This is a genomic window from Luteibacter sp. NPDC104163, assembly GCF_055584245.1.
On sequence record NZ_JBVJMK010000010.1, the window covers coordinates 49,391 to 72,552 of the forward strand.

The window sequence follows — 23,162 nt, forward strand, 5'->3', positions numbered from 1 at the left end:
GCTATTTGACGCAGGCTTCGCGTCAGTTGGGGACAGCACCGGATGGTTGCAAGGCCATTACTGAACCTAATGGTACCCTAATTGGCGGCTATGTTAAGAATTTACTCAGATTTTCGTAAGTCCCTATACGCCTTTCTTGTAAGTTTTGTGTGAATTCGGACGCGATTATCGCCTAGTTCCGGGCGTGGTCCTTGTTCCACTTCGCCATGTTCCGGATCGGCTGGCGAACATAGGGGCTGATGCTGATTAGCCAGAAAATCAATCGGTTAAAGGCGGTACCCAGCCGGTCCGAGGGGCGGTCGATGTCGATGAACAGCACCGCGCGGAGCTCGTCGGTGTCATTGTGAACTTCGTGTTCAAAACTGTCGTCGAAAAGTACGACCTTGCCTTCACGCCAGTGAAGGATCTGGTCATCGACCCGGATCCACACGTTTTCCCAGTCCTGGGGCACCCGCAGGCCCAGGTGGGCGCGGATGACCGCCTTGGTCGGGCCCTTGTGCGCCGCGATCCGGTAGCGGGGCTGCAGGATCGAGAACATCGCGCTGCGCATGCCCGGCAGGGCATCCAGGGCGGCCGCCGTGCGGGGGCAGACCGCGCAGTTCTCGTCCACGCGTTTGCCGTAAACGTAGAAGCCGAAGGTCTTCCAGTTATCGCCCTTCGAGATCCGCTTCTGGTCGGGGGAGATCTGGTGGAACGCCGGGATGTCCTCCGGGTGCTTGAGCAGGTGGTCGAGCTCCTGGCGGATATCGGGCCAGGCGGCCTCGAGCCGGGGCACCCAGTCGAACGTGTCATTCGGCAGCACCGGGGTGGTGGCGACCAGCGAGTGCTTCGCCTGGAAGCGGCCGCTCCAGCGCAGGAAGCGCTTGCCGGAGCGGATGAGCAGCCGGCGCCACAGCGGCGCCTGCGGAGCGTTCGAAAGAGTGGTGTTCACGATGCCTCGGCTGGCAGGTTGGATGGCAGGGCGGGCACCACGGCCGTAACGGCGCGCAGGGCCCGTGCCAGTACATCGGGGTACGGGGCGCGAGTATCCAGATCGAACAGCGGCGCACCGTTGTATTGAAGGCGCGCCATCACCGCGATCTTGTCGCTTAGCTCCGAGCGGCTGTGGTCGGGCTTGCGCGCGTAGGCCGTCGCCACGTCGATATCCAGCTTGATCACCAGTATCGGCCGGTAGCGCGCCATGCGCTTGTACAAACGCTGCTCGCGCGCGGCCAGCTTCCGCACGAGCCAGTGTTCACTGCGCTCCATGCCGAGGCCCGGGCCGTCATAGCGGAAGCCGCTCACTTCCGCCTGCGGGAAGCGGTCGGTGATGACCAGCGTGCCGCTTTCGGCGAGCCGGCAAACCTTGCGCAGCTGTCCTTCGCGCCACACGGATAGGGCATACATGATGAGCGCGCCCCAGACGCCGGGCGGCTTGTTCTTCATGTCCTGTGCGTGCGCGGCCTTGGCGGCCAGGCGCTTCTCCAGGCGCGGACCGATCAGCGGGAGCTCCTTGATCTTCGCGCCGCTCTCCCCGGAGATGAGGCCGAGGTAACGGCGCTCGGTCGGCACGTGCTTGCCCAGGATGCGCAGCAGGTCGTGGGTAAGCGTGGATTTGCCGGTGCCATCGCAACCGACCACGGCGATCAGGCCGGGAATGGGCGGGAGCGGGGCGTCATCGCGTTCGTGGGTCATGGCTGCAGGCTCCCTTGCGCCGCGCGCACGGCACGCAGCGATTCGTCGAGGACGAAGCCGGGGCTGTCACGGCCGTCGAGATCCACGATGTGCGCGCCGTTGAAGTTGAGGAGGGGGAGGTTGGCGATCTTGGCGCGCAGCGACGACAGCTTGTGGTCGGGCTTGCGGGCGTGCGCGGTGGCTTCATCCACGTTGAGGCGGATCACCAGCATGGGCACGCCCGTGGCCATCCACGCGTACAGTTTCTGCTCGCGTGCGCGCAGCCAGCGCACCCACCATGAGCCGCCCTGGGTCTTCGCCAGTTCGGCGCCATCGAATAGGAAGCCGGGGATCTCGGCCTGCGGGTAGCGGTCGGTGACCACCAGGGTCCCGCTGCGGCAAACGCGCAGCATGCGCCGGTATTTATGGGCCCGCCAGCGCGAGAGCAGGTAGATCGCCAGCGCCGTCACGCCACCGGGCGCCTGCTTCGGCCGGTCGTGGACCCGGTCGGACTTCCGGGTCAGGTAACGGCCCAGGGGGCCGCCGACGACCGGCAGTTCACGGATCCATTCACCGATGCGCCCCGACGACTGGCCGAGGTACAGCTGTTCGACCGGGCCCTGCTCACGCAGACGCGCCACGAGTGAATCAGCCAGTGTGGATTTGCCCGATCCGTCGCAGCCGGTAAGGGCAACGACCCGCAGGCGTTGAGAGGAATCAGGGTGTTCGGACACGGAGGGCCCACCGGGCAGGGCGTTGCAGACAATGCCTTTTATGGTATTCCCGCCCCGTCATGCACGTCTACGTTGCCCTTTCCCGGGCCCGTTGCCCGCCGTGCGCTGCTATCCTTTTCGACGCTCACCTTCCAGGAAACGACACCGCATGCCCGCCCAGCCTGACACCATGGCTCCCCTGATCGCCATCATCGGTACCGATGGCTCGGGCAAATCGACGGTATGCGATCACGTGGCCAGCTGGATCACCCGTTATGGCCCCGCGGGCCGTGTGCACCTTGGCAAGCAGTCGGGCAACATCGCCCGCGCCATGGCGCGCTGGCCGCTCATCGGGCCGATGCTCGATCGCGCTATCAAGCGCAAGGTCGATGGCGTGAACGACCGCATCAAGGAAGACAAGCAGCCGACGCTGTTCCCCGCGCTGGTGATTACCGGTTTCACGTTGCGTCGCAAGCTTCGCTTCAAGCGCATGCTGGCGCTGCGCCACCAGGGCCTGATCGTCGTCACCGATCGCTTCCCCCAGGTGGAAATTCCCGGTGCCTACGATGGCCCGGGCTTCCCCGACACAACGAAGGGCTCTGGCCTCGTCGTGCGCCTGGCGCGTTACGAGCACTCGGTGTTCGAGTGGATGGCGAGCCACAAACCGGATCTCGTGTTGCGGCTGAACGTCGATCTGGATGTGGCCTGTGCGCGCAAACCGGATCACCGCCGCGACGCGCTTGCGCGCAAGATCGCGGTGACTCCGTTGCTTCGCTACAGCGGCGCGCCGATCGTGGAGATCGATGCCAACCAGCCGCTTGAAACCGTGATTGCCAACGTCGAAGCGGCTGTCGCCGCGACCATGGCTGCGAAGGGTTACACGCCCGCAGGCGGATAAGTCGCGGGTTTGCGGAACGGATTCACCACGGTGACGGTGTGCTCGATCACCAGGCCGTCATGCATGTCTTCCGACCAGACGACGGCTGCGCCGGTATCGATGGCGGCGGCGACGATGTTCGCATCGTAGAACGACAACTGGTGTCGTCGCGCAAGGCGGCGCGCGCTGTCGTGGATCTCCGTCGTCAGCGGCACGACGGAACAGAAATGTCGAACGTCGGCGAGGAAGATAGCGATGTCGTCCCACGACATCGCGGCCTTCTTTCGACAAACGTTGGTGACCTCGTTAAGCACCTGCACGCTGATGGCTGGCCTGCGCGACAGCAGCTCCAGCGCGATGGCCTGTTTCTTTGCATCGGGCGAGAGCAGATACAGGACGACGTTACTGTCGAGGAAGTTGAGCCCTTCCATCAGCGCTCGTTGGCGTCATCGCGATCGAAACGAAAATCGGCGGGCAGCTTGCTACCCATGGCACGCAGGCGCTGCAGTACTTCTTCATCGCGCGGGCCGCGCTCGACGGCGAATTCGCGGGTTCCTTTTGCATAAAGCACGACGTCATCTCCCTCTTTCAAACCCAATGCCTCCACGACGGCAGCCGGCAGGCGAATGCCCAGGCTGTTGCCCCACTTTGATACGCGCATCGTACTCTCCGGGGATATACAGTCAATATAAGTATATCCTCAAAGTGCGCGGTGTACGCGAGAGTGGCCGTAAACGTTCTCGTGAACGTTGCCAACACGATGTGCCCGGTGTGCCGAATACGCTCATCCCAAGCCGCCGGGATACTGCGTTTTCTGTGTAAGTCGGGCGCTACGCTAGGGTCTCCAACCACCACAGCAGGAGATCCACCATGCGTACCCTCGTCCGTTCGGCCGTTGTCGTTGCCGCTATCGCCCTGTCGTTCGCTGCTGGCAGCGCTGCCGCCGTATCCGCCCCTGTCACTTCAGGCGATCACGCCCGGGTACAGGTCGTCCCCGTGAACTGCAAGAACCCCGCCGAGTGCAGCGTCAAGTTCAACTGATCGGCACGACACTCAACGCAACACTTTTGACACTGCGCGGAATGCTTCAACGATGACGGGTGCGCACCCTGGCATCACCGCCTCACGCGTGTGAGCGGTGATGCCAGCGTGGCGCGGACGGGCAGTCTGGAGCCCATCAGCAGCGTTCCGGAGATGCACAACGCCAGCACCGCCTGGCAGCGGATCATTTCTGGCTCGAGCAGGGTTACCCCCGTTATGGCCAGGGCGACGCTGGCGGCCATGCCCGCGAGTGCGGTGCCATGCCAGCCGTGGCGTATGGCTGCGGCGAAGATGGGCAGGATCAGGGCCAGGCGAGCGGCCTGGCGGAGACCATCCTGGGAGGTAGCCATGGCCACCCACGCCAGTCCGGCGCAGATGGGAAGGATCCAGGCGAGCAGGTCACGCGATAACGCACTTTTCCATACCAGCGAAACGCTGAAGCGGGGAACGGCGGTCACGCGTTCGTGGATCGCCAGCACCGTGGGCGTCAGGGTCAGCGCGCCCAGGTACGCACCGAGGAGATAAGCCCAGAAGTAGTCATTGATCGAGATGTCCGGCCAGACGCCCGGATTCGAGAGCAGGGCGGCTTCCAGTTCCATCGTGGTGGAAACGGCCGTGACGGCCGCGCACCCCAGGGTCGCAGCGAGCACCACGCCCGCCCGCAGCGCGCCATCCGCGGTACGTAGCGGCCAGCGCTGGCGCAGCGGACGTACGACGGGTATCCACAGGAGCACCATGGGGACAGCGGCCGCGAGGGCCCATGCGCCGCCAAACTCCGGCACATGGAGCAGGGCATTTTCGAACGACGGCAGTGCCTCGCCCAGGATCAGGGCCGGCCAGTACCGGATGGGCAGGAGGAAAAGGCACGCGAGCCGGAGGCCCGCGGTGAGCATCCAGTGCGAGATGGTCAGGTAGCGCGCGAACTCGTAAACCGCCGCGTAAGCGGCAGCGAGTGCGAACAGTTGTACCCAGGTGACCCTGTGAGCCGTGCTTCCGTTCACGTCTACTCCCCATGAGTGTCGGTATTTGCCAAGCGTGCCATGAACCCGCTCGGAAAATCCTGCGCGATTGCGATCCGTACCTCAGTTCTGAAAAAGGTTGCCGAATCTGCGTCTAGGCTAACGCATCCAGGGGCCGTCCGGATGTGAAAGGCCACCCGGCTCGCGCCGGGTGGCCCTTGGGTGGCACAACGGCTTACCGGCGTTTCAGGTCATAGCGGTCGAGGTCCATCACCTTCGCCCATGCGGCGACGAAATCCCTGGCGAACTTCTTGCCCGAGTCGTCCTGGGCATAGACCTCGGCCAGGGCGCGCAGCACCGAGTTGGAGCCGAATACCAGGTCGACGCGGCTGGCGGTCCAGCGCGCCTTCCCGCCACCGCGCTCGCTTCCGGTGAACTCGTGGCGGGCTGGCGACGTCGGCTTCCACTCGTACTTCATATCGAGCAGGTGGCGGAAGAAGTCATTCGTCAGCTGGCCGGGGCGGTCGGTCAGGACGCCCGTGCTGCCGCCATCGAAGTTCGCGCCGAGCACGCGCATGCCGCCCACCAGCGCCGTCATCTCCGGCGCCGTGAGCGTCAGCAGCTGGGCCTTGTCGATCAGCAGCGCTTCGGCCGGGACCCGGTAGTGGCCCTTCACGAAGTTGCGGAACCCATCGGCGATCGGCTCCATCGACTCGAACGAGGCGATGTCGGTCTGCTCCTGCGACGCATCGGTGCGACCGGGCGAGAACGGTACGGTCACGTCGTGGCCCGCATCTTTCGCCGCTTTTTCGATGGCTGCGCCGCCGGCAAGGACGATCAGGTCCGCGAGCGAAATCTTCGCGCTCGCTTCCTTGCGGATGCCTTCCAGCTTCTCGAGCACCCGGGCCAGCTGGGCCGGGTTGTTCACCCGCCACTCCTTCTGCGGGGACAAGCGTACGCGCGCACCGTTGGCGCCGCCACGCTTGTCACCGCCGCGGAACGTGGACGCGGAAGCCCAGGCGGTCGATACCAGTTCGGCCACGGAAAGGCCGGAGGCCAGCACCTTTTCCTTGAGCGCCTTCAGTTCCGCTTCGCTCGCGGGCGCATGGTCGGCCTTGGGCAGGGGATCCTGCCAGATGAGTTCTTCCTTCGGCACTTCCGGGCCGAGGTAGCGCGAGAGCGGGCCCATGTCGCGATGGGTCAGCTTGAACCAGGCGCGGGCAAAGGCGTCGGCGAACTGGTCGGGGTTCTCGAGGAAGCGCCGCGAGATCTTCTCGTAGGCCGGATCCATGCGCAGCGACAGATCGGTCGTCAGCATGGTCGGGAGCTGCTTCTTGCTCTGGTCGAAGGCCAGGGGGATCGACGCTTCCGCGCCCTTCGCGACCCACTGGTTGGCGCCGGCCGGGCTCTTGGTGAGCTCCCATTCGAACCCGAACAGGTTCTCGAAGAACAGGTTGCTCCACTTCGTCGGCGTCTGCGTCCAGGTGACTTCCAGACCGCTGGTGATCGCATCGGCGCCCACGCCGCTGCCCAGTTCATTGCGCCAGCCCAGGCCCTGCTGCTCGAGGTAGCCGGCTTCCGGCTCGGCCAGCACGTTCTTGGCATCGCCGGCGCCGTGCGTCTTGCCGAACGAATGGCCGCCCGCGATGAGCGCGACGGTCTCTTCATCGTTCATGGCCATGCGGCCGAAGGTTTCGCGGATGTCGTGCGCGGCAGCCACCGGGTCCGGGTTGCCCTCCGGGCCTTCCGGGTTCACATAGATGAGGCCCATCTGCACGGCACCCAGCGGGTTCTCGAGGTTGCGCCCACCCTCGGTCCGGTCTTCTTCCTTGCCGTGGAGGTGCGGGTCGGCGACGAGCACGCCATCGTCCTTCGGGGTGACCTTGCCGTAGCGGTTATCGCCGCCGAGCCATTCGGTCTCCGCGCCCCAGTACACGTCGTGGTCGGGTTCCCAGGTGTCCTCGCGGCCGCCGGCGAAACCGAACGTCTTGAAGCCCATGCTCTCCAGGGCGACGTTGCCGGTCAGGATCAGCAGGTCCGCCCAGGAAATCTTGTTGCCGTACTTCTGCTTGATCGGCCACAGCAGGCGCCGCGCCTTGTCCAGGCTGACGTTATCGGGCCAGCTGTTGAGCGGCGCGAAGCGTTGCTGGCCACGGCCACCGCCGCCACGGCCATCGCCGATGCGATAGGTGCCGGCGCTATGCCAGGCCATGCGGATGAACAGGCCGCCGTAGTGGCCGAAGTCCGCCGGCCACCAGGGCTGCGAGTCGGTCATCAGCGCCTCGAGGTCCTTCTTCAGCGCGGCATAGTCCAGCGACTTGAAGGCCTCGGCGTAGTTGAAGTCGTCGCCCAGGGGATTGGATCGCGACGAATGCTGGTTGAGCAGGTCGACCCGTAGCCGGTCGGGCCACCAGTCGTCATTGGTCTGGCCGCCGCCCGCGGCATGGTTGAACGGGCACTTCGATTCACTCGACATCGCGTTTCTCCACTGGGGGTTGGCTTCGGAGACGCAGGCCCGCCGGCGTCCCGTGACTAACGCAATAACTCGATCATAGGCCTGTGGATGAACATTGCAGAAATTGATTGATCTTATGATGACAAGAGGCTGCGTCTATCGTGCCTCGGCCGTATGCCTACGCAAATGGCCTATGTGGCTGTGGCCGGATTTGCCCTACGATCCGCGGATGCATATGCCAACCACAAGCGTTTCGAAGACCGGCAGTCTCGCCCTGGTAGGCATGGGCATGACGCTGGGTTCCCACCTGACTCCGATTTCCAGAAGCTACATCGAGCAGGCCGATGTCGTGTTTGCCGCCATGTCGGATCACCTGGTCGAGGAGTGGCTCACGCGTATGAATCCCGACGTGCGTAGCCTGCAAGGCAACTATGCCGAAGGGAAGTCGAGGATGGTGACTTACCAGGAATGGCTGGACCTGATCATGGCGGAAGTCCGGATGGGAAAGCGGGTTTGCGCGGTATTCTATGGCCACCCCGGCATCTTTGCGTGGACGCCCCACAAGGCGATCGAAACAGCGCGCGCCGAGGGCTTCGAGGCCCATATGGAGGCGGGCGTATCGTCCGAGGATTGCCTGTACGCCGACCTTGGCATCGACCCTGGGCGCTATGGCTGTCAGCATTTCGAGGCCAGTCAGTTTCTCCTGTACGACCGGCAGCTCGATACGGCTGGCTACGTCGTCCTATGGCAGGTTGCACTGGTGGGAGACACTACGATGGCGCGCCTCGATAACACAGGGGCGGCCTACCGACAGGTCCTCGTTGACCGGCTGGGTCGTGATTATCCCCTCGACCACGAAATAACGATCTACCGGTGCGCCACACTGCCGATCGATCCGCCGCGCATGGAACGGGTGGCGTTGCGCGACCTCCCGCGGGTCGACATGACGGTGGCGGAGACGGTCGTGTTGCCACCGGCCCGTAAGATGGTGCCGGTCCCCGACGTCTGGGCGCGCCTCAGGGCGCTGGACACTGCAACAGAGTCCGTCACGTAACCGTGACATAATGCACGGAACGCAAAGGGGGCAGGGGGCCTTCCGCGTTTCAGGGGTATACGTATGTCGGACTCTATTGACCTGCTCGAAGCCGTGGGCCGCGACGCGTCGCTGCGCCGCCTGCCGCCCGATGAACTCGCGAGGCGCCTGAAAGCCGCGGGCGCGACGGACGTGCTCGCAAGCGCCGCCGCGCAACGGGACAGCACACTGCTCGGCCAGGAATTTGGCATCCGGGTGATGGGCAAGCCGAACCATGGCAATGGCGGTTATACCGATGAGCCGGCACCGCTGCACGTTCCCACGCCGGTCGATGATGAGGAAGAGAGTGAGGCCGACGATGAGCCGCAGAGTTTCTCCCATCCCGCCGACGTCCACTGACGTTGCCTGCGTGAAGCCACGGCGCTGGCATCACGCAATGGCCTGGCTGGCCGTCGCCATGCTGGCGTGGCCAGCGGCCGGCATGGCCGCATCGGCCTCCACCGTCGATGTCTCCTCACTTCTGGAGCAGGCCGACGCTGTCCGGATGACGGACCATGCGCGCTTCGCGGCGATCCTTGCAGAACTCAAGTCCAGCGATCTCCATGTGACGCCTGGGCAGCAATGGCGCATTCGTACGCTTGAGGCGGTGGAAGCCCAGTTCCAGGGACATTACGAGGAGGCGGAAAAGCTGGCTCGTGACGTCCTCGAGCACTCTGGCCATCCCGGCCTGAGCGCCAGGGCGATAGGCATGCTGATACAGAACTACAGCATCAACCATCGGTACGAGGAAGCGTTTGTATTGGCACGACGTGCGATCGCGGCGCTCCCGGCCCTGAAGGATCCCGTAGCGCGCCATTCCCTGCTTTCCAATCTTTCGCAGACGATGAACGATGCCGGTCACCCCGACCTCGGTATCAAGTATGCGCAGATGATGCGGGCCGACCTCCTTCCCGGCGAATCGGCATGCGTATCCATGTCCGTAGAGATGGCCGCACGCTACACGCAGGGGATCGCACCCGATAGCCCGGAACTCACGCGCGCGATCGACGAGTGCACCCGCGCGGGCTCTCCGGTGTGGACCAACATGAACCTGCTGACGAAGACGGCTCGCCTCATCGAGGTTGGAAAGCCCGAAGCCGCGTTGGCTATCCTGGATCGCATCGCGCCTTCCATCGAGAAGGTGGGCTATTTCCAGGGTACGGCTGCCTTGTATAGCCAGCGCGGGAATGCCTACCTCGCCCTGAACCGCGATGCGGACGCCCGTACCGCTGCGCTGGCGACCATCGCGCTGTTCCGCGCGGGCGAAATGGACAATTTCCTCTCCGACGCTTACCACGTCCTGTACGAGGTCGAAAAGCGCGCAAAGCGCAACGCCGTCGCACTGGCCTATTACCAGAAATACGCGGAGCAGGAGCGTGGGAACCTCGACGACCTCATGGCTCGTACCCTGGCGTACGAGGCGGTGCAGCAGCGAACGCTCCTGCAGAGCCTTGAGGCCGAGAAGCTGGCTCATCAGAACGGTGTCCTCACGCTCGAGAAGTCGCTCACCGAGAAGGCGGTGGAGGCTGGGCGCCTCCACATCGCCCTGCTGGCGGTGCTCCTTGCGTCGGTCGTGTTCTGGCTCATCAGGACGAAGCGATCGCAACTGCGATTCAAACGGATGTCGTGCCACGATGGCTTGACCGGGGTGGCGAATCACCAGCACTTCATGACCGAGCTCGAACGGGGGCTGCACGAGCTCGAACGGCGCAAGGCCCCGGCGTGCCTGGTCCTTCTGGACCTGGATCACTTCAAGCTCGTGAATGACACATACGGCCATGCCGTGGGTGACGAAGTACTCAAGCGGGCCACGGCGACATGCCGGCAGCAGCTTCGCCCCGCGGACCTCTTCGGGCGCCTTGGAGGCGAGGAATTTGGCATCCTCCTGCCCGAGTGCCAGGCCGAGCAGGGCGTGGTGATCGCCAACTGCATACGGGCGGCGATGGAAACGACACCGGTCACCGTCGATGGCCATGTGGTTCAGTATTCCGCCAGCATCGGCGTCGCATGCACGAAGGTTTCCGGGTATGGCTTGCAGCGGATTCGTCGCGAGGCTGATGCGGCGCTTTATCGCGCAAAGAACATGGGCCGCAATCGCGTGATGACTGATTTCCAGGATATCGGACTCGTCAACGCGTGAACCTTCTATGGATGTTCCCGCGTGAGCGAGCCATGCTCGCCCGCGTGCTTGCAGTGGCGCTGGCACTCGTCGCCGCCGGCACGTCGTCGACGGAAGGCAACGTCGATGCATTCATCGCATCCGCCAAGTCGATCCAGCTCGCGGACCATCCGCGCTTTGCCGCCACGCTGGCGAAGATCCACGAGCAGAACCCCGTGTTGACGGACTCACAGCGCTGGGAGTTGCGCTACCTCGATGCCTGGGAAGCGAGCTACAACGGTCGCTATGTCGAAGCGACCGCTACGTACCAGGATATCGTCGACCATTCGGGTAACCCGCGGCTTGCGGCGAAATCGATGGGTAAGTTGCTGTCGGCCTATGCGTTTACCAAGCAGTACGAGAAAGTGTTCTCACTCGCCGGGCGAGCCGTAGCCATGCTGGAGGCATCGCGAGACCCGGATGCGCGTTACGACCTGCTCAACAACCTGTCGCAATCGATGAACTTCTCCGGGCAGCCGGAGATCGCGATCCGTTATGCGCAGATGATGGCCGACGTGGTCCCGAAAGACGAAAACATGTGCCGGCCCATCGCGGCTGAAGTCGCTGCGCGCTACAGCACGCACAAACTCCGCTCGGATGATCCCCTGTTCACGAATGGCATCGCCGCGTGCGAAGCCGTGAAGGATCCCGTGTTCACCAACATGCTTTGGCTCACGAAAAGCGAGACCCTGATCGAGGAGCACAGGCCGGCGGAGGGGCTCGTGATACTGGACCGCATTGCGCCGTCCGTAGCCGCCACGAACTTCCATACGGCACTGACATCGCTTACGACACAGCGCGTTCAGGCCTATTACGCGCTCGGCCGCGACGAGGAGGCCCGCCTGAAGGCCCTCGAGGTGGTCGGTATGTACGACACGGCCGACATCGATGTCTGGCTGCGCGATGCTTACGAGGTGCTCTACAAGGTCGCGAAGAAACGCGGTGACGTCGACGCGGCCCTGGATTACTTCAAGAAATTCTCCGAACAGGACCACGGCAACCTGGATGATGAGCGCGCGCGATCACTCGCTTACCAGGCAGTACGGCAACGAACCCTGGTGGAGAAGGTCGAGGCGGAGAATCTCGCGCGCAAGAACGACGTGCTGCGTGCGGAGCAACTCCTTACGAAGAAGTCGTTGGAGATCGGGCGCCTCTATGTCGTGTTGCTCGCGGCCGTGGTGCTTTCCGTCGTCTTCTGGTTGTTCCGCGTAAGCCGGTCGAGGCGTCGCTTCGAATGGCTGGCCCACCACGATGGCCTGACCGGTATCGCCAACCACCAGTATTTCATGCAGGCGGTGGAGCTGGCGCTGCTGGATATGGCCGATCGAAAGGCGGCAGGCTGCGTCATCCTCCTGGACCTCGATCATTTCAAGAGCGTGAATGACCGTTACGGACATGCGGCCGGCGACCGGGTCCTGCAGCACGTCGTCGACGTGTGCCGTTCGCGTCTTCGTAGCCGGGATCTGTTGGGTCGCCTTGGTGGTGAGGAATTCGGCGTCCTGCTACCGGATTGCACGCCGGAGCAGGGCCTGGCGATCGCCGAGGATATCCGCGACACGCTCGAGCAAAGCAGCATCACGGTCGATGGGCAGGTGGTGTCGTGCTCGACCAGCGCCGGCGTCTCTTCGACCCTCTTCTCGGGCTATGGACTGAAGCAGCTGCGAGGCGACGCGGACGCCGCGCTCTACGAAGCGAAGCGCGGCGGCCGCAACAGGGTCATGCCTGGAATGCGGGCGAGCGGCACCCTGCGCGCCTGATCAGTCCTGCATGGCCGTGCGAGCCGCGGGCTGGCCCTTCAGGAAATCCACCAGCGCATCAAACGCCATGGGCGCCGCGCGGTGGAAGCCCTGGACGCTGTCGCAGCCCGCGGTGACGAGCCAGTCGAGCTGATCCTGCGTCTCCACGCCTTCCGCCACGACGGTCATGCCCAACGTGTGGGCAAGCGTGATGATCGCCCGGCAGATGGACGCCGATCGTTCATGGGTCGCGACATCGCTCACGAACACCCTGTCGATCTTCAGTGAGTCAATCGGCAGGTCGCGGAGGTAGGCCATGCTCGAGAAGCCGGTGCCGAAGTCGTCGAGCGACACATGGGTGCCCTGCGCGCTGAGCCGGCGCATGGCAGCCATGGCCGAGCGGCGATTCGACATGAGGCTGCTTTCGGTAAGTTCGATCGCGAGCGCGCCACGCGGAAGCTCGTATCGACTGATGGCTGCCCCGACGTCGGCTGCGACATCCGTGCGCTGGAACTGGACCGCGGAGACATTCACCGCGATGGGGAGCTCGGGATGGCCTGCTCGCGCCAATGCCACATGACATTGCGCGGCCTCTTCGAAGACCCGGCGGCCGATATCGACGATGAGCCCCGTTTCCTCGCTGAGCGGAATGAAATCCTCCGGTCGGATGAACGTGCCATCGGCGACGGGCCAGCGGAGCAATGCCTCCAGCTTCTGAACATGGCCAGTCCTTGCGTCGAGGATGGGCTGGAAGTGCAGCACGAACTCATTCTGGTCGATGGCCTGGCGGATGCGCGACGCCATGCGCATGCGCTCGATCGAACGCTCCGCCATGGATGCGTCGAACGGCCGTGGGGCACCCGAGCTTTCGCCATGGAAATGCGCTGCCATGGCGGCGGCGGCGATGATCTGTTCGGCACTCGCGCCATCGGCAGGGTGCGTCGCCACGCCGATCTCCGGATCCAGCGCATGCCACGTGCCATCGAGCAACACCGGCTCGGTGACCGCGGCCGTCAACGCTTCCACCGCGCGCTCGCGCTTGTCCGGGTGCATGACGGCCAGCAGGAACCGCTCGCTCGGCCGGTGCGCCGCCATGCCGAAGTCCGACCCCAGCGTGGCGAACCGGCGGCCGACCTGCTGCAGGACGGTGCGCCCGGCTTCGAGGCCGTAGGTGTCTGAGATGAGGTCCAGGCCGCGCAGGTGCACGTAAATCACCTCGTACCAGCGCCGCGTGCCAAACCGTCGGTCGAGGAAATCGGTGAGCGCTTCGGTATTGGCGAGGCCAGTGAGCATGTCGTGCGTCGCCCGCCATGCAAGGTCGCGCTCGGCACGGCTGCGCTCCGTGACGTCTTCGGCCAGCACCAGGCGCGCGTGGTGTCCCATGAATTCGACCGGCGTGGTGTGGATGCGGGTGTCGAGCAGGCTGCCATCCTTGCGCCGGTGCACCCAGGTGCGGCTAGCCATGGTCGCCGTGTCCTGCGTGGCCAGCGCGTGCTGCAACGGGGCGATTTCCGATTCGGGCCGGATATCGATCACCGCCATGCGCAGGAACTCGTAGCGTGAGTAGCCGTAGTTGCGCACCGCGGCCGCATTCACCTCGAGGAATTCCAGGCTGTCGATGTCGAACACCCAGGCGGGCAGGGGCGTACGTTCGAACATCAGGCGGAAACGTTGTTCGGCTTCGGCGAGCTGGCGCTGGGTTTCGATGCGGTCGGTGGCATCGACCACCGTGCCGGTCATGGCCTTGTCGCCGTCGGCGCTGGTGATGGCGCCGGTGCCGGAGATCCAGCGCTGGGTACCATCGGGTCGGAGCCAGCGGAAGTCGAGGTTCAGCGTCTTGCCGCTCTTCCACGCACTGACGAAGGCCTCGCGTGCCCGCTCCACGTCGTCCGGATGGATGTGGCTGTAGAACATGGCATCGTCGACGCCTTCGCCGCGGGCCGACAATCCGAGCATGGCTTCCACCTGCGTATCCCAGGTGAGGCGGTTGCGCCGGGCGTCGGCGCGCCACGTGCCGGTGTGGCCAAGCTTCTGCGCCTGCCGCCAGCGTTCGGTGGTCTCGGTCAGTTCGGTTACGTAACGGCGTTGCACGACGGCGGCGTCGGTCACGCGGCGATTGAGGAAGGCGAAACCCAGCCAGTACAGCACCCACACGGCGATGCTGACGCCGAGGAAGCTGTACCAGGGACCCATGTAGTCGCGGACGGCGATACCGACGCCCACCCCGATCGGGTACTCCTTCCACGTCGCGGAAGCGACCAGCCGCTCGGTGTCATCCAGTTTGCTGATGCCGATATCCGTGCCGGGTCGGGCGGGCTCCCACAGCACGCTCGTCGGCTGGCCGACGACATCCGGCTCGGCACCCGAGCGGGCCACAATGATCCCGTAGCGGTCGGTGATGGCCGTCACGCCGTGGCGGCCCGCGTCGATATGGTCCACCACGTCCTGAAACTGGACCTGGCGCAGTCGCGCGAAGACCCACCCGCCGGAGGAGACCGGCACGGCGATGGGCATGGTCCAGTGGCCCTGGCGATCGCGCCGCAACGGCCCCATGGTCAGCGTTGCCGGGGCGTCGGCCTCGTGGGCCGCCCATTCGGTGATCCGGGGGTCAGGCGTGCCGCCGGTGATCGCCTTGCCCTGGGCATCCACGAGCATCAGGTCGCTGAGCTCGGCCTTGCGCGAGCTGAGGCCCGCGATGTTCTTGGCGATCAGCTGCGCGGCCTGCGCGGGCGCGGTGCCGTCGATATCCTGGGTGTCCCGCGCCAGCCCCTGCATGGCCAGTTGGAGGCCATGCAGGCGCTCCATCAGCAGCCGCTGGGCGCCATGGGCCAATGCCATGCCCTGGCTGCGCGAAGCGGCCGTGCGCCGGTTGTGGTCATGCACGAGCACCGTGGCCAGCACGACGCCGAGCGCGATACCCACGATGACGCCCGCCATGCGGATCAGGCGGATGGATTGGCGGGACACGAAATCTGCCACGAAATGCCTGCTCGGTCGGGTGCCCGCCCTGGAGGCGGGCCATCCTCGCGGTTACCCCCTGGTTCCGCGAGGGTCACCTTTACCACACCTTGCGCTCCTTTCGTGTGCAAGGACGCCTTGCTTCAAGTCCACGTGCCGGCGATGGCGGTATGCTTCGGGATCGAATGCCCTTTCCCCTGGAGTTCCCGTGGTCGACCGCAACGACATCGCCTACTGGCTGACCGACATGGACGGCGTGCTCGTCCATGAAAACAAGGCCTTGCCGGGTGCCCCCGAGCTGATCCGCCAGTGGCGCGAGCGCGGCACGCCGTTCCTCGTGCTCACGAACAACTCGATCTTCACCCCGCGTGACCTGAGCGCGCGCCTGCGCCGCTCCGGGCTCGACGTGCCCGAGGAGCAGCTCTGGACATCGGCCCTGGCCACGGCGGCGTTCCTGAAGGACCAGTCGCCCGGCGGCTCGGCCTTCGTCATGGGCGAGGCGGGGCTGACCACGGCCATGCACGAGGCCGGCTTCATCATGACCGACACGGCACCGGACTACGTGGTGCTGGGCGAGACGCGGACCTATTCGTTCGCGGCGATCACCAAGGCCATCCGCCTGATCGGCAATGGCGCGCGCTTCATCTGCACCAACCCGGATGCGACCAGCCCCAGTTCGGAAGGTCCGCTGCCGGCCACCGGCGCGGTGGCGGCGCTGATCACCAAGTGCACCGGCCGGGAGCCGTACGTCGTCGGCAAGCCCAACCCGATGATGTTCCGCTCGGCGATGAACAAGCTCGGTGCGCACTCGCACAGCACCGGCATGATCGGCGACCGCATGGATACCGACGTGGTCGCGGGCATCGAGGCCGGCCTGCACACGGTGCTCGTGCTCAGCGGCATCGCGACACGCGCGGAAGTGGAGATGTACCCGTTCCGCCCGGCAGAGATCCTGAATTCCGTAGCGGACCTTCTAGACTCCTGACCGCTCCTACATGACACACCCAAGATTCGAAGGAACGAACCCATGAAAGATCTCGACGCACTCCAGGGTCTTTGGGAGCAGATCGGCTACGAAGCCGACGGCGTCCTGGATCCGCCGGACGACCACGGCTCCCCCGGCGCGATCACGCGGATCTATGGCAACACCTTCGACGTCCGTGCGACCGATGGCATGCAGTTCCTGCATGGCACGTTTTCGATCGACGAATCGCTCAATCCGAAGGCCATCTACTGGGTCGATGCGATGGGTGTGGATGCTGGCAAGATCCTGCCTGCCAGCTATGTCCTGGATGGCGATGATTTCGTGTTCATCGCCGGTAACGAGGGCGAGCAGCCTCCGAAGGCGTTCACGACAACGCCCGGGCTGACGATGCGCACCTTCCGCCGCGTCGGTTAAGAGCGGCGTCGTGGGAGCGCGCTTGCGCGCGATGGGGCTTGCGGCAAGGCCTATCGCGCGCAAGCGCGCTCCTACAACAAGGCGGGTTTTGATACCTTTGGGTGATTGCCTGCCTGGCGTCGCTCGTTTCTCATCTGCCGCATGAGTGCTATTCCCGATACCTCCCTGGACGGCCAGCGCACGCTTGGCCGTAGCGATGCGAAGACGCTGGTGCTTGCGGCCCTTGGCGGCGCGCTGGAGTTCTATGACTTCGTGATCTTCGTGTACTTCGCGAAGACCATTGGCCATCTGTTCTTCCCTGCCGGTGCCTCGGATTTCGTCGCGCAGCTGCAGGGCTTCGGCCTGTTCGCCGTGGCGTACCTGGCGCGGCCGCTGGGCGGTATCGTCATGGCGCACTTCGGGGACAGGGTGGGGCGCAAGCGCATGTTCACGCTCAGCGTGTTCCTTATGGCGGTGCCCACGTTGCTGATCGGCCTGTTGCCGACGTACGCGAGCATCGGCTTGCTCGCGCCCATCCTGTTGACCCTCTTCCGCGTGGTGCAAGGTCTTGCGATCGGTGGCGAGATCCCCGGCGCCTGGGTCTTCGTCGCCGAACACGTTCCGCCGAATCGCGTCGGCCTGGCCTGCGCGAGCCTGACCTCCGGACTCACCGCCGGCATCCTTATCGGTTCGCTGGTCGCCGCGGGGCTGAGCGCCCGGTTGTCGCCGGAAGACATGCTTTCCTACGGCTGGCGCATCGCTTTCATTCTCGGCGGCATCTTCGGCTTCTTCGCCGTGTACCTGCGCCGCTGGCTGAGCGAGACCCCCGTGTTCGCCCGCATGCGCGAACGGAAGGAGCTGAGCGCGGAACTGCCGGCCTGGGTCGTGCTGCGCGACCACCGCGCGGGCACCATCCTGTCCATGCTGGTGACCTGGGTGCTCACCGCGGCCATCGTCGTCGATATCCTCATGACGCCCACGTTGATGCAGACCGCGTTCGGGATCGACCAGGCGCGTGCGTTCAGCGGCGGCAGCCTCGCCGCGCTGGCACTCTGCTTCGGCTGTTTCTTTGGCGGCCTGCTGGTCGACCGCGTCGGCCGCGGCATGGCCTTGCTGGTGGGTTCCATCGGCCTGCCGGTCGCTACGTACCTGCTGTACCTGGACCTGCACGCGGGCGGGGCGAACATGATGGTGCTGTACCCGTTGGCCGGGCTGTTTGCCGGCGTAGCCGGGGTCATCCCCGCCGTGCTGGTCGCGGCGTTCCCGCCGGCGATCCGCTTCTCCGGGATTTCGTTGTCCTACAACATCGCCTACGCGATCTGCGGCGCGGCCACGCCGCTGCTCGTGGGCTTCCTGGCGAAGTCAGCCGGCGGCCTTGGGCCGGCCCATTATGTCGGCGCGGTCGCCCTGGTCGGGGTGGGTTGCGGGCTGTACCTGCTGTCGTCACGGAGCCGCAGCTACCTGGGATGAAGCCTGCCGTTTCACGGCCGCTTCATCCGCGTGAGGGCGCCTGAACGGCTCGTCACATCGCGGTAGTTGCAAACCGCGCCGGGCGTTCGGCATGCTTCGCGGCGTAACCCGCCGGTTCCCCACGGCCTTGTCGTTCCCCCACCCTCGACGCGCTCCAGACCCATGACTGATGTCATCACCCTTGGCTGGCGCGAACGGCTCGCCCTTCCGTCGCTAGGGGTTTCCCATCTCAAGGCAAAACTCGACACGGGCGCGCGCACGTCGTCGCTGCACGTCGAGTGGCTGGAAGTGGACGAACGCGCGGACGGCACGTGGCTGTGCTTCCAGGTGCGCACGACCCGCAAGGGCGGCCTCTCCGCCCCGTGCGAGGCCCGTGCCCTCGGCCGCCGTGCCGTGACCGATTCCGGTGGCCACACCACCGAGCGCTGGTTCATCGAAGCCGAGATCGAGCTCGCCGGCCAGCGCTTCCTGGCCGAGGTGAACCTGACCAACCGGCGGCACATGCTGTTTCCCCTTTTGCTCGGCCGGACGGCGCTGCTTGGGCGCTTCCGTGTCGACCCTTCGCTTTCCTATTCGCAGACGCCGCGCCGCGCCGTCCGGGAACCCACATGAAGATCGCCATCCTGTCGCGCAACGCGCGGCTGTATTCCACGCAGCGCCTCGTCGAGGCGGCGCGCAAGCGCAAGCACACGGTGAAAGTGCTCGATCCGCTGCGCTGCTACATGAGCATCGCGCCGCAGTCGTTCGCCATCCACTTCAAGGGCAAGCCGCTGGGGCCGATCGACTGCGTGATCCCGCGCATCGGCGCGTCGAGCACTTTCTACGGCACGGCCGTGCTTCGCCAGCTGGAGCTGATGGGGGTCATGACCCCGAATCCCTCGGACGCCGTGCTGCGCGCCCGCGACAAGCTGCGCTGCCTGCAGATCCTGGCGACCCGCGGTATCGACATGCCCCTGACGGCCTTCGGCGATAACCCGGATGACACCAGCGATCTCCTGGCCATGCTGGGTGACCCCCCGCACATCATCAAGCTCAACGAAGGTACCCAGGGTGCCGGCGTGGTGCTGGCCGAGAAGCGCTCCGCGTCGCAGAGCGTCATCGAGGCCTTCCGTGGTCTCTATGCCAACTTCCTCGTCCAGGAATTCATCCGCGAGGCCAACGGCAGCGACCTGCGCTGCTTCGTAGTCGGCAACGAGGTGGTGGCCTCGATGCAGCGCTCCTCGGCCCCGGGCGAATTCCGGGCCAACCTGCACCGGGGTGGCAGCGCCGCGGCGGTCGAGCTCTCCGATGAGGAGCGCCGGGTCGCCATCGAGGCCGCATCGGCCCTCGGCCTGGAGGTGGCCGGCGTGGACCTGCTTCGCTCGTCCCGCGGCCCGCTGCTGCTGGAAGTGAACGCCTCGCCGGGCCTGGAAGGCATCGAAGGCAGCACCGGGGTGGACGTGGCCGGGGCCATCATCGCCCACTGCGAGGCCCGCCACGCGGCCCGCCCGGTCGCGCCCAAGGTCCGCAAGGCCAGGTCTCCCAAGGGGTTAACAGCGATTTAAACGACGACCCCCTATAAAGGTCCCACTGTGATTCCGCGAGTCGGAGTGACGGTATCGGGGCAGTAGTTCTTTCGGCCCGGGCGGGTTTCCGCCCGGGCCTTTCTTTTAATGCTGTCCGGTTCACGGATTCCCCGTTAAGCTTGTTGTCGCAATACTTTTGCGACAGCACAACGGAGTGCCGCAATGCGCGTCCTGGTCATCGAAGACAACACCGACATCGCCACCAACATCGGGGATTACCTCGAGGACAGGGGCCATGTCGTCGATTTTGCCGGCGACGGCGTCACCGGCCTGCACCTGGCCGTGGTTCACGATTTCGACGTGATCGTGCTCGACCTGACCCTGCCGGGGATGGACGGGCTCGATGTCGCGAAGAAACTGCGCCACGAAGCCCACAAGCAGACCCCGGTGCTCATGCTCACCGCCCGCGACTCGCTGGAGCACAAGCTCACCGGCTTCGAGTCCGGCGCGGACGATTACATGACCAAGCCGTTCGCCCTGCAGGAACTGGCGGCCCGCCTCGAGGTGCTGGCCCGCCGTGGCAAGGGCCCGCAGAGCCGCGTGCTCAAGGTCGGCGGCCTCACCTACAACCTGGATACCCTCACGGTCACCCGCGAAGGCAAATCCATCCAGCTCAACCCGATCGGCCTGAAGCTGCTCCAGGCGCTCATGGAGGCCAGCCCGTCCGTCGTGACGCGGCAGGATCTCGAACAGCGCGTGTGGGGCGAGGAACTGCCGGATTCGGATTCCCTGCGCGTGCATATCCATGGCCTGCGCGCCGCTATCGACAAACCGTTCGAGAAGCCGTTGATCCACACCCGCCACGGTATCGGGTATCGCATGGTCGACCCGGATGCGGTCCCGACGTAAGCTCCGCTTCCGCCTGATCGTCACGTTCACGCTGTTCGGGTTCGGCCTGAGTGCGCTGTTCGCATTCGCCGCACTCAACATCCGCACGCGCGTCGAAGAGCAGCTGATCAACTCGGCGCTGCAGGACGAGGTCGACTCGCTGAACCAGAAGGTTCAGGCCAATCCGAACGAGCCGCCTGCGATCGAGATCGTCAAGGCGGCGACATTCAGCGATCGCACGATCTACAAGGCGCCGCTTGCATGGCAGGGCCTCGACACCGGCGTGCACGATGTCTTCGAGGACGACAAGGACGGCAAGAGCCATCACTACAAGGTGGCGGTGCGTCGAGCCGGTGGCCTGATCAACTTCATCCAGTTCGATGTATCGCGCGATGAGCTGGGCAAACGCCAGCTGGTCACCAGCGTGATTGCAGCGGTGTTCCTGTTCGGCCTGCTTTCGCTGGTGCTCGGCGTGTGGCTTTCCTCGCGCGTGCTGCGGCCCGTGACCGATCTCGCACGCCGCCTGCGTGACTTCCGCCGCGTCGGCAAGGCCGAGGCGCTGGCGCCGCATTTCGCCGACGATGAAGTGGGCGAGCTGGCGGTGGCGCTCGATGAGTACGCCACGCGCCTTACCGCCGTCGTCGAGCGCGACCGTGAATTCAATTCCGACGTGAGCCACGAACTGCGTACGCCGCTCGCGGTGATCGCCAGCACCACGGAGTTGCTGCAAGGTTCGCCGGATATGACCGACAAGCTGCGCGAGCGCCTCAAGCGCATCGAGCGTGCGTCACGCCAGGCGACCGAACTGATCGAAGCCCTGTTGCTGCTTTCGCGCGCGGAACGTCGCGGGCCGACGCGTGGTGAAGTGACGGACGTGGCCAAGGTGGCCAGCGACGTGATCGAGAGCCAGCGCCCGCAGATGGGTGGCAAGCCCATCGAGATCGAACTGGTGTCCGATGGCACCGTCGCGGTGAATGCGCCGGCATCGGTGCTGTCCGTCGCGCTGACCAATCTCATCGGCAACGCCATCAAGTACACGATGGAAGGCAAGGTCACCGTGCGCGTGCTCGATGGCCGCATCGATGTGCTGGATACGGGTCCGGGCATCAAGCCCGAGGACGCCGAGAAGCTGTTCCAGCGCGGCATCCGTGGCGAGAGCGCCACCGGCGGTGGTGCGGGCCTCGGCCTCGCCATCGTGCGCCGCCTGTGCGAACTGTACGGCTGGGATGTGTCGCTGCGCCCGCGCCCTGAAATGGCCGGCGCTATTTCCACCATCGATTTCCGCTGAGAAAAGCATCGCGCGCAAGCGCGCTCCCACACCGCTCTTGTGGGAGCGCGCTTGCGCGCGATGGGCTTAACCGTGCGGCGCAGCCTCGCTGCAAGCCGCACCGTGGCACGCGATCTCGATAGGCGTGCTCGTGCCGGGGCAGGCGCTGTAGAAGCGGGCGTCGTCACCACTCACGCTGCGCACGCGCAGCAGGCGCTCGCACTGGTGCTTCGAGGCGACATCCTGCGCGGCATCGAACATAGGCTTGCCGATACGGTCATCAAGCGCGGCGATGCCACCCGGCGCGGGCTGAGCGACGGGGGCGGAATCACCCTCGCTTTCCGCGGCCGGGACCGCGGCCGTGGCCGGTGCGGCCTCAACCGCCGCGGCAGGCTGGGCCACCGGAGCCGGCGAAGATGCAGCCTGGGTCGTGGCTACCGGTTCGGCAGCCGCCGGAGCGGGCGCTTCGGCTTCACGCGCCGGCGCTGACGCCGCGGCATTCATCCGCATCGCGGGCGCCATGGTCTGCAGCAGTTCGCACTTGCGCACGCCGGCCTGGCCTTCGCTATCCGACATGCGATGCAACAGGCTGCGTGCGGCCCACATGCCGATCTTCACTTCCTGCCACACGTAGTACGCCTTGCCCGCCTCGGTATCGATATCGAGCGTCGGGTTGGTCTCGGTGTGCGACATGATGGTGTGGTGGCCCGGCGTCACCGCCAGCTCGAGGAACGACTTCGGTCCGGTCTCACCGACCATCATGCCATCGACCGAGACGGGCATCTTGATGGCGGAGCCGATGCTTTCATCGCGGTAGATGTAGAGCACCGCCTTATCGGCGATCGGGCTGAACACCTTGGCGTGTTCGCTATCGGCCTCGCTGGCTTTCTGCACATTGGCACAGCCACTCACGAGCAGCGCCACCGCGATGGCCGCGGCGGCGAAGAAGGTACGTTTCATTGGTTGACTCCCCTGTTAGCCAGTCCTGGTTGGCGTTTCCCTGGCGGGCGCATCGTAGCGCGCCGCCAGGGG

22 protein-coding genes are annotated in these 23,162 nt (G+C 65.2%); 13 read left to right on the forward strand and 9 right to left on the reverse strand.

Annotated features, from left to right (window positions below; all coding sequences use genetic code 11):
* Window positions 1-172: 172 nt before the first annotated feature.
* From ACZ6YI_RS13565 to ACZ6YI_RS13575, 3 genes are read right to left on the reverse strand one after another with little or no spacing between them, the layout of a single operon-like run.
* Window positions 173-931, reverse strand: coding sequence for an aspartyl/asparaginyl beta-hydroxylase domain-containing protein (locus tag ACZ6YI_RS13565; RefSeq protein ID WP_440328712.1), 759 nt, complete (start codon window positions 929-931; stop codon window positions 173-175).
* Window positions 928-1,674, reverse strand: coding sequence for a nucleoside/nucleotide kinase family protein (locus ACZ6YI_RS13570; RefSeq protein ID WP_465779126.1), 747 nt, complete (start codon window positions 1,672-1,674; stop codon window positions 928-930). The genes ACZ6YI_RS13565 and ACZ6YI_RS13570 overlap by 4 nt, the downstream gene beginning before the upstream one ends.
* Window positions 1,671-2,387 (reverse strand): nucleoside/nucleotide kinase family protein, encoded by a 717-nt coding sequence (locus ACZ6YI_RS13575; protein WP_465779127.1) that lies wholly within the window; start codon window positions 2,385-2,387, stop codon window positions 1,671-1,673. The genes ACZ6YI_RS13570 and ACZ6YI_RS13575 overlap by 4 nt, the downstream gene beginning before the upstream one ends.
* Window positions 2,388-2,535: 148 nt before the next feature.
* Here ACZ6YI_RS13575 and ACZ6YI_RS13580 point away from each other — a divergent pair, with 148 nt between their 5' ends.
* On the forward strand, window positions 2,536-3,264 hold the full coding sequence (locus tag ACZ6YI_RS13580; protein ID WP_440328716.1) for a nucleoside/nucleotide kinase family protein: 729 nt from the start codon (window positions 2,536-2,538) through the stop codon (window positions 3,262-3,264).
* Here the strand turns inward: ACZ6YI_RS13580 and ACZ6YI_RS13585 are convergent.
* The gene (locus ACZ6YI_RS13585; RefSeq protein ID WP_440328717.1) at window positions 3,243-3,674 is read right to left on the reverse strand and encodes a PIN domain-containing protein; all 432 of its coding nucleotides are present in this window, start codon (window positions 3,672-3,674) and stop codon (window positions 3,243-3,245) included. The genes ACZ6YI_RS13580 and ACZ6YI_RS13585 overlap by 22 nt on opposite strands.
* Window positions 3,674-3,904 (reverse strand): AbrB/MazE/SpoVT family DNA-binding domain-containing protein, encoded by a 231-nt coding sequence (locus ACZ6YI_RS13590; RefSeq protein WP_465779128.1) that lies wholly within the window; start codon window positions 3,902-3,904, stop codon window positions 3,674-3,676. Before ACZ6YI_RS13590 ends, ACZ6YI_RS13585 begins: the two co-directional genes overlap by 1 nt.
* Window positions 3,905-4,113: 209 nt before the next feature.
* On the opposite strand from ACZ6YI_RS13590, the gene ACZ6YI_RS13595 reads away from it, so the two are divergent.
* Window positions 4,114-4,284, forward strand: coding sequence for a hypothetical protein (locus ACZ6YI_RS13595; RefSeq protein ID WP_440328721.1), 171 nt, complete (start codon window positions 4,114-4,116; stop codon window positions 4,282-4,284).
* Between the two features lie 74 nt (window positions 4,285-4,358).
* Here the strand turns inward: ACZ6YI_RS13595 and ACZ6YI_RS13600 are convergent, their stop codons facing one another.
* Both ACZ6YI_RS13600 and katG read right to left on the reverse strand, forming a co-directional pair.
* Window positions 4,359-5,285 carry an MASE1 domain-containing protein gene (locus ACZ6YI_RS13600; protein ID WP_465779129.1) on the reverse strand — a complete coding sequence of 309 codons (927 nt, stop codon included), beginning with the start codon at window positions 5,283-5,285 and terminating at the stop codon, window positions 4,359-4,361.
* A 193-nt stretch (window positions 5,286-5,478) separates the two neighbouring features.
* Window positions 5,479-7,719, reverse strand: coding sequence for a catalase/peroxidase HPI (katG, locus tag ACZ6YI_RS13605; RefSeq protein WP_465779130.1), 2,241 nt, complete (start codon window positions 7,717-7,719; stop codon window positions 5,479-5,481).
* A 208-nt stretch (window positions 7,720-7,927) separates the two neighbouring features.
* Here katG and ACZ6YI_RS13610 point away from each other — a divergent pair, with 208 nt between their 5' ends.
* The 4 genes from ACZ6YI_RS13610 (at window position 7,928) to ACZ6YI_RS13625 (ending at window position 12,685) form a co-directional block, all read left to right on the forward strand.
* Window positions 7,928-8,752, forward strand: a complete 825-nt coding sequence (locus ACZ6YI_RS13610) for an SAM-dependent methyltransferase (protein ID WP_465779131.1) — start codon at window positions 7,928-7,930, stop codon at window positions 8,750-8,752.
* 63 nt (window positions 8,753-8,815) lie between these two features.
* Window positions 8,816-9,130, forward strand: coding sequence for a hypothetical protein (locus tag ACZ6YI_RS13615; protein WP_465779132.1), 315 nt, complete (start codon window positions 8,816-8,818; stop codon window positions 9,128-9,130).
* A 37-nt stretch (window positions 9,131-9,167) separates the two neighbouring features.
* Window positions 9,168-10,910: a GGDEF domain-containing protein gene (locus ACZ6YI_RS13620; RefSeq protein ID WP_465779133.1), complete on the forward strand. Its 1,743-nt coding sequence runs from the start codon at window positions 9,168-9,170 to the stop codon at window positions 10,908-10,910.
* Window positions 10,907-12,685: a GGDEF domain-containing protein gene (locus tag ACZ6YI_RS13625; RefSeq protein WP_465779134.1), complete on the forward strand. Its 1,779-nt coding sequence runs from the start codon at window positions 10,907-10,909 to the stop codon at window positions 12,683-12,685. The genes ACZ6YI_RS13620 and ACZ6YI_RS13625 overlap by 4 nt, the downstream gene beginning before the upstream one ends.
* Here the strand turns inward: ACZ6YI_RS13625 and ACZ6YI_RS13630 are convergent, their stop codons facing one another.
* Complete coding sequence (locus tag ACZ6YI_RS13630; RefSeq protein ID WP_465779135.1) at window positions 12,686-15,631, reverse strand: bifunctional diguanylate cyclase/phosphodiesterase; 2,946 nt, start codon at window positions 15,629-15,631, stop codon at window positions 12,686-12,688.
* 199 nt (window positions 15,632-15,830) lie between these two features.
* On the opposite strand from ACZ6YI_RS13630, the gene ACZ6YI_RS13635 reads away from it, so the two are divergent.
* The 7 genes from ACZ6YI_RS13635 to ACZ6YI_RS13665 all read left to right on the forward strand — a co-directional run bounded on the left by ACZ6YI_RS13635 (window position 15,831) and on the right by ACZ6YI_RS13665 (window position 22,151).
* Entirely contained in the window at window positions 15,831-16,607 is a 777-nt protein-coding gene (locus ACZ6YI_RS13635) for an HAD-IIA family hydrolase (protein WP_465779136.1), read from the forward strand.
* A 42-nt stretch (window positions 16,608-16,649) separates the two neighbouring features.
* On the forward strand, window positions 16,650-17,021 hold the full coding sequence (locus tag ACZ6YI_RS13640; RefSeq protein ID WP_465779137.1) for a TIGR03067 domain-containing protein: 372 nt from the start codon (window positions 16,650-16,652) through the stop codon (window positions 17,019-17,021).
* Window positions 17,022-17,162: 141 nt separating this feature from the next.
* Window positions 17,163-18,470 carry an MFS transporter gene (locus ACZ6YI_RS13645; RefSeq protein WP_465779138.1) on the forward strand — a complete coding sequence of 436 codons (1,308 nt, stop codon included), beginning with the start codon at window positions 17,163-17,165 and terminating at the stop codon, window positions 18,468-18,470.
* 162 nt (window positions 18,471-18,632) lie between these two features.
* Window positions 18,633-19,082, forward strand: coding sequence for an ATP-dependent zinc protease family protein (locus tag ACZ6YI_RS13650; protein ID WP_465779139.1), 450 nt, complete (start codon window positions 18,633-18,635; stop codon window positions 19,080-19,082).
* Entirely contained in the window at window positions 19,079-20,014 is a 936-nt protein-coding gene (gene rimK / locus ACZ6YI_RS13655; protein ID WP_440328735.1) for a 30S ribosomal protein S6--L-glutamate ligase, read from the forward strand. Before ACZ6YI_RS13650 ends, rimK begins: the two co-directional genes overlap by 4 nt.
* Before the next feature lie 183 nt (window positions 20,015-20,197).
* The gene (locus ACZ6YI_RS13660) at window positions 20,198-20,884 is read left to right on the forward strand and encodes a response regulator transcription factor (RefSeq protein ID WP_089975032.1); all 687 of its coding nucleotides are present in this window, start codon (window positions 20,198-20,200) and stop codon (window positions 20,882-20,884) included.
* A complete protein-coding gene (locus ACZ6YI_RS13665) occupies window positions 20,868-22,151 on the forward strand; it encodes a sensor histidine kinase (protein ID WP_440329768.1) in 1,284 nt (427 codons plus the stop codon). The genes ACZ6YI_RS13660 and ACZ6YI_RS13665 overlap by 17 nt, the downstream gene beginning before the upstream one ends.
* A gap of 66 nt (window positions 22,152-22,217) precedes the next feature.
* Here the strand turns inward: ACZ6YI_RS13665 and ACZ6YI_RS13670 are convergent, their stop codons facing one another.
* Complete coding sequence (locus ACZ6YI_RS13670; protein WP_465779140.1) at window positions 22,218-23,090, reverse strand: DUF2846 domain-containing protein; 873 nt, start codon at window positions 23,088-23,090, stop codon at window positions 22,218-22,220.
* Window positions 23,091-23,162 lie beyond the last annotated feature (72 nt).

Bases quoted from the DNA above. Each gene is read 5' to 3' on its own strand.
- ACZ6YI_RS13570 (WP_465779126.1), bottom strand. From the start codon at position 1,674: ATGACCCACGAACGCGATGACGCCCCGCTCCCGCCCATTCCCGGCCTG.
- ACZ6YI_RS13580 (WP_440328716.1), top strand. From the start codon at position 2,536: ATGCCCGCCCAGCCTGACACCATGGCTCCCCTGATCGCCATCATCGGT.
- ACZ6YI_RS13585 (WP_440328717.1), bottom strand. From the start codon at position 3,674: ATGGAAGGGCTCAACTTCCTCGACAGTAACGTCGTCCTGTATCTGCTC.
- ACZ6YI_RS13590 (WP_465779128.1), bottom strand. From the start codon at position 3,904: ATGCGCGTATCAAAGTGGGGCAACAGCCTGGGCATTCGCCTGCCGGCT.
- ACZ6YI_RS13595 (WP_440328721.1), top strand. From the start codon at position 4,114: ATGCGTACCCTCGTCCGTTCGGCCGTTGTCGTTGCCGCTATCGCCCTG.
- katG (WP_465779130.1), bottom strand. From the start codon at position 7,719: ATGTCGAGTGAATCGAAGTGCCCGTTCAACCATGCCGCGGGCGGCGGC.
- ACZ6YI_RS13610 (WP_465779131.1), top strand. From the start codon at position 7,928: ATGCATATGCCAACCACAAGCGTTTCGAAGACCGGCAGTCTCGCCCTG.
- ACZ6YI_RS13615 (WP_465779132.1), top strand. From the start codon at position 8,816: ATGTCGGACTCTATTGACCTGCTCGAAGCCGTGGGCCGCGACGCGTCG.
- ACZ6YI_RS13620 (WP_465779133.1), top strand. From the start codon at position 9,168: ATGGCCTGGCTGGCCGTCGCCATGCTGGCGTGGCCAGCGGCCGGCATG.
- ACZ6YI_RS13640 (WP_465779137.1), top strand. From the start codon at position 16,650: ATGAAAGATCTCGACGCACTCCAGGGTCTTTGGGAGCAGATCGGCTAC.
- ACZ6YI_RS13645 (WP_465779138.1), top strand. From the start codon at position 17,163: ATGAGTGCTATTCCCGATACCTCCCTGGACGGCCAGCGCACGCTTGGC.
- ACZ6YI_RS13650 (WP_465779139.1), top strand. From the start codon at position 18,633: ATGACTGATGTCATCACCCTTGGCTGGCGCGAACGGCTCGCCCTTCCG.
- rimK (WP_440328735.1), top strand. From the start codon at position 19,079: ATGAAGATCGCCATCCTGTCGCGCAACGCGCGGCTGTATTCCACGCAG.
- ACZ6YI_RS13660 (WP_089975032.1), top strand. From the start codon at position 20,198: ATGCGCGTCCTGGTCATCGAAGACAACACCGACATCGCCACCAACATC.
- ACZ6YI_RS13665 (WP_440329768.1), top strand. From the start codon at position 20,868: ATGCGGTCCCGACGTAAGCTCCGCTTCCGCCTGATCGTCACGTTCACG.
- ACZ6YI_RS13670 (WP_465779140.1), bottom strand. From the start codon at position 23,090: ATGAAACGTACCTTCTTCGCCGCCGCGGCCATCGCGGTGGCGCTGCTC.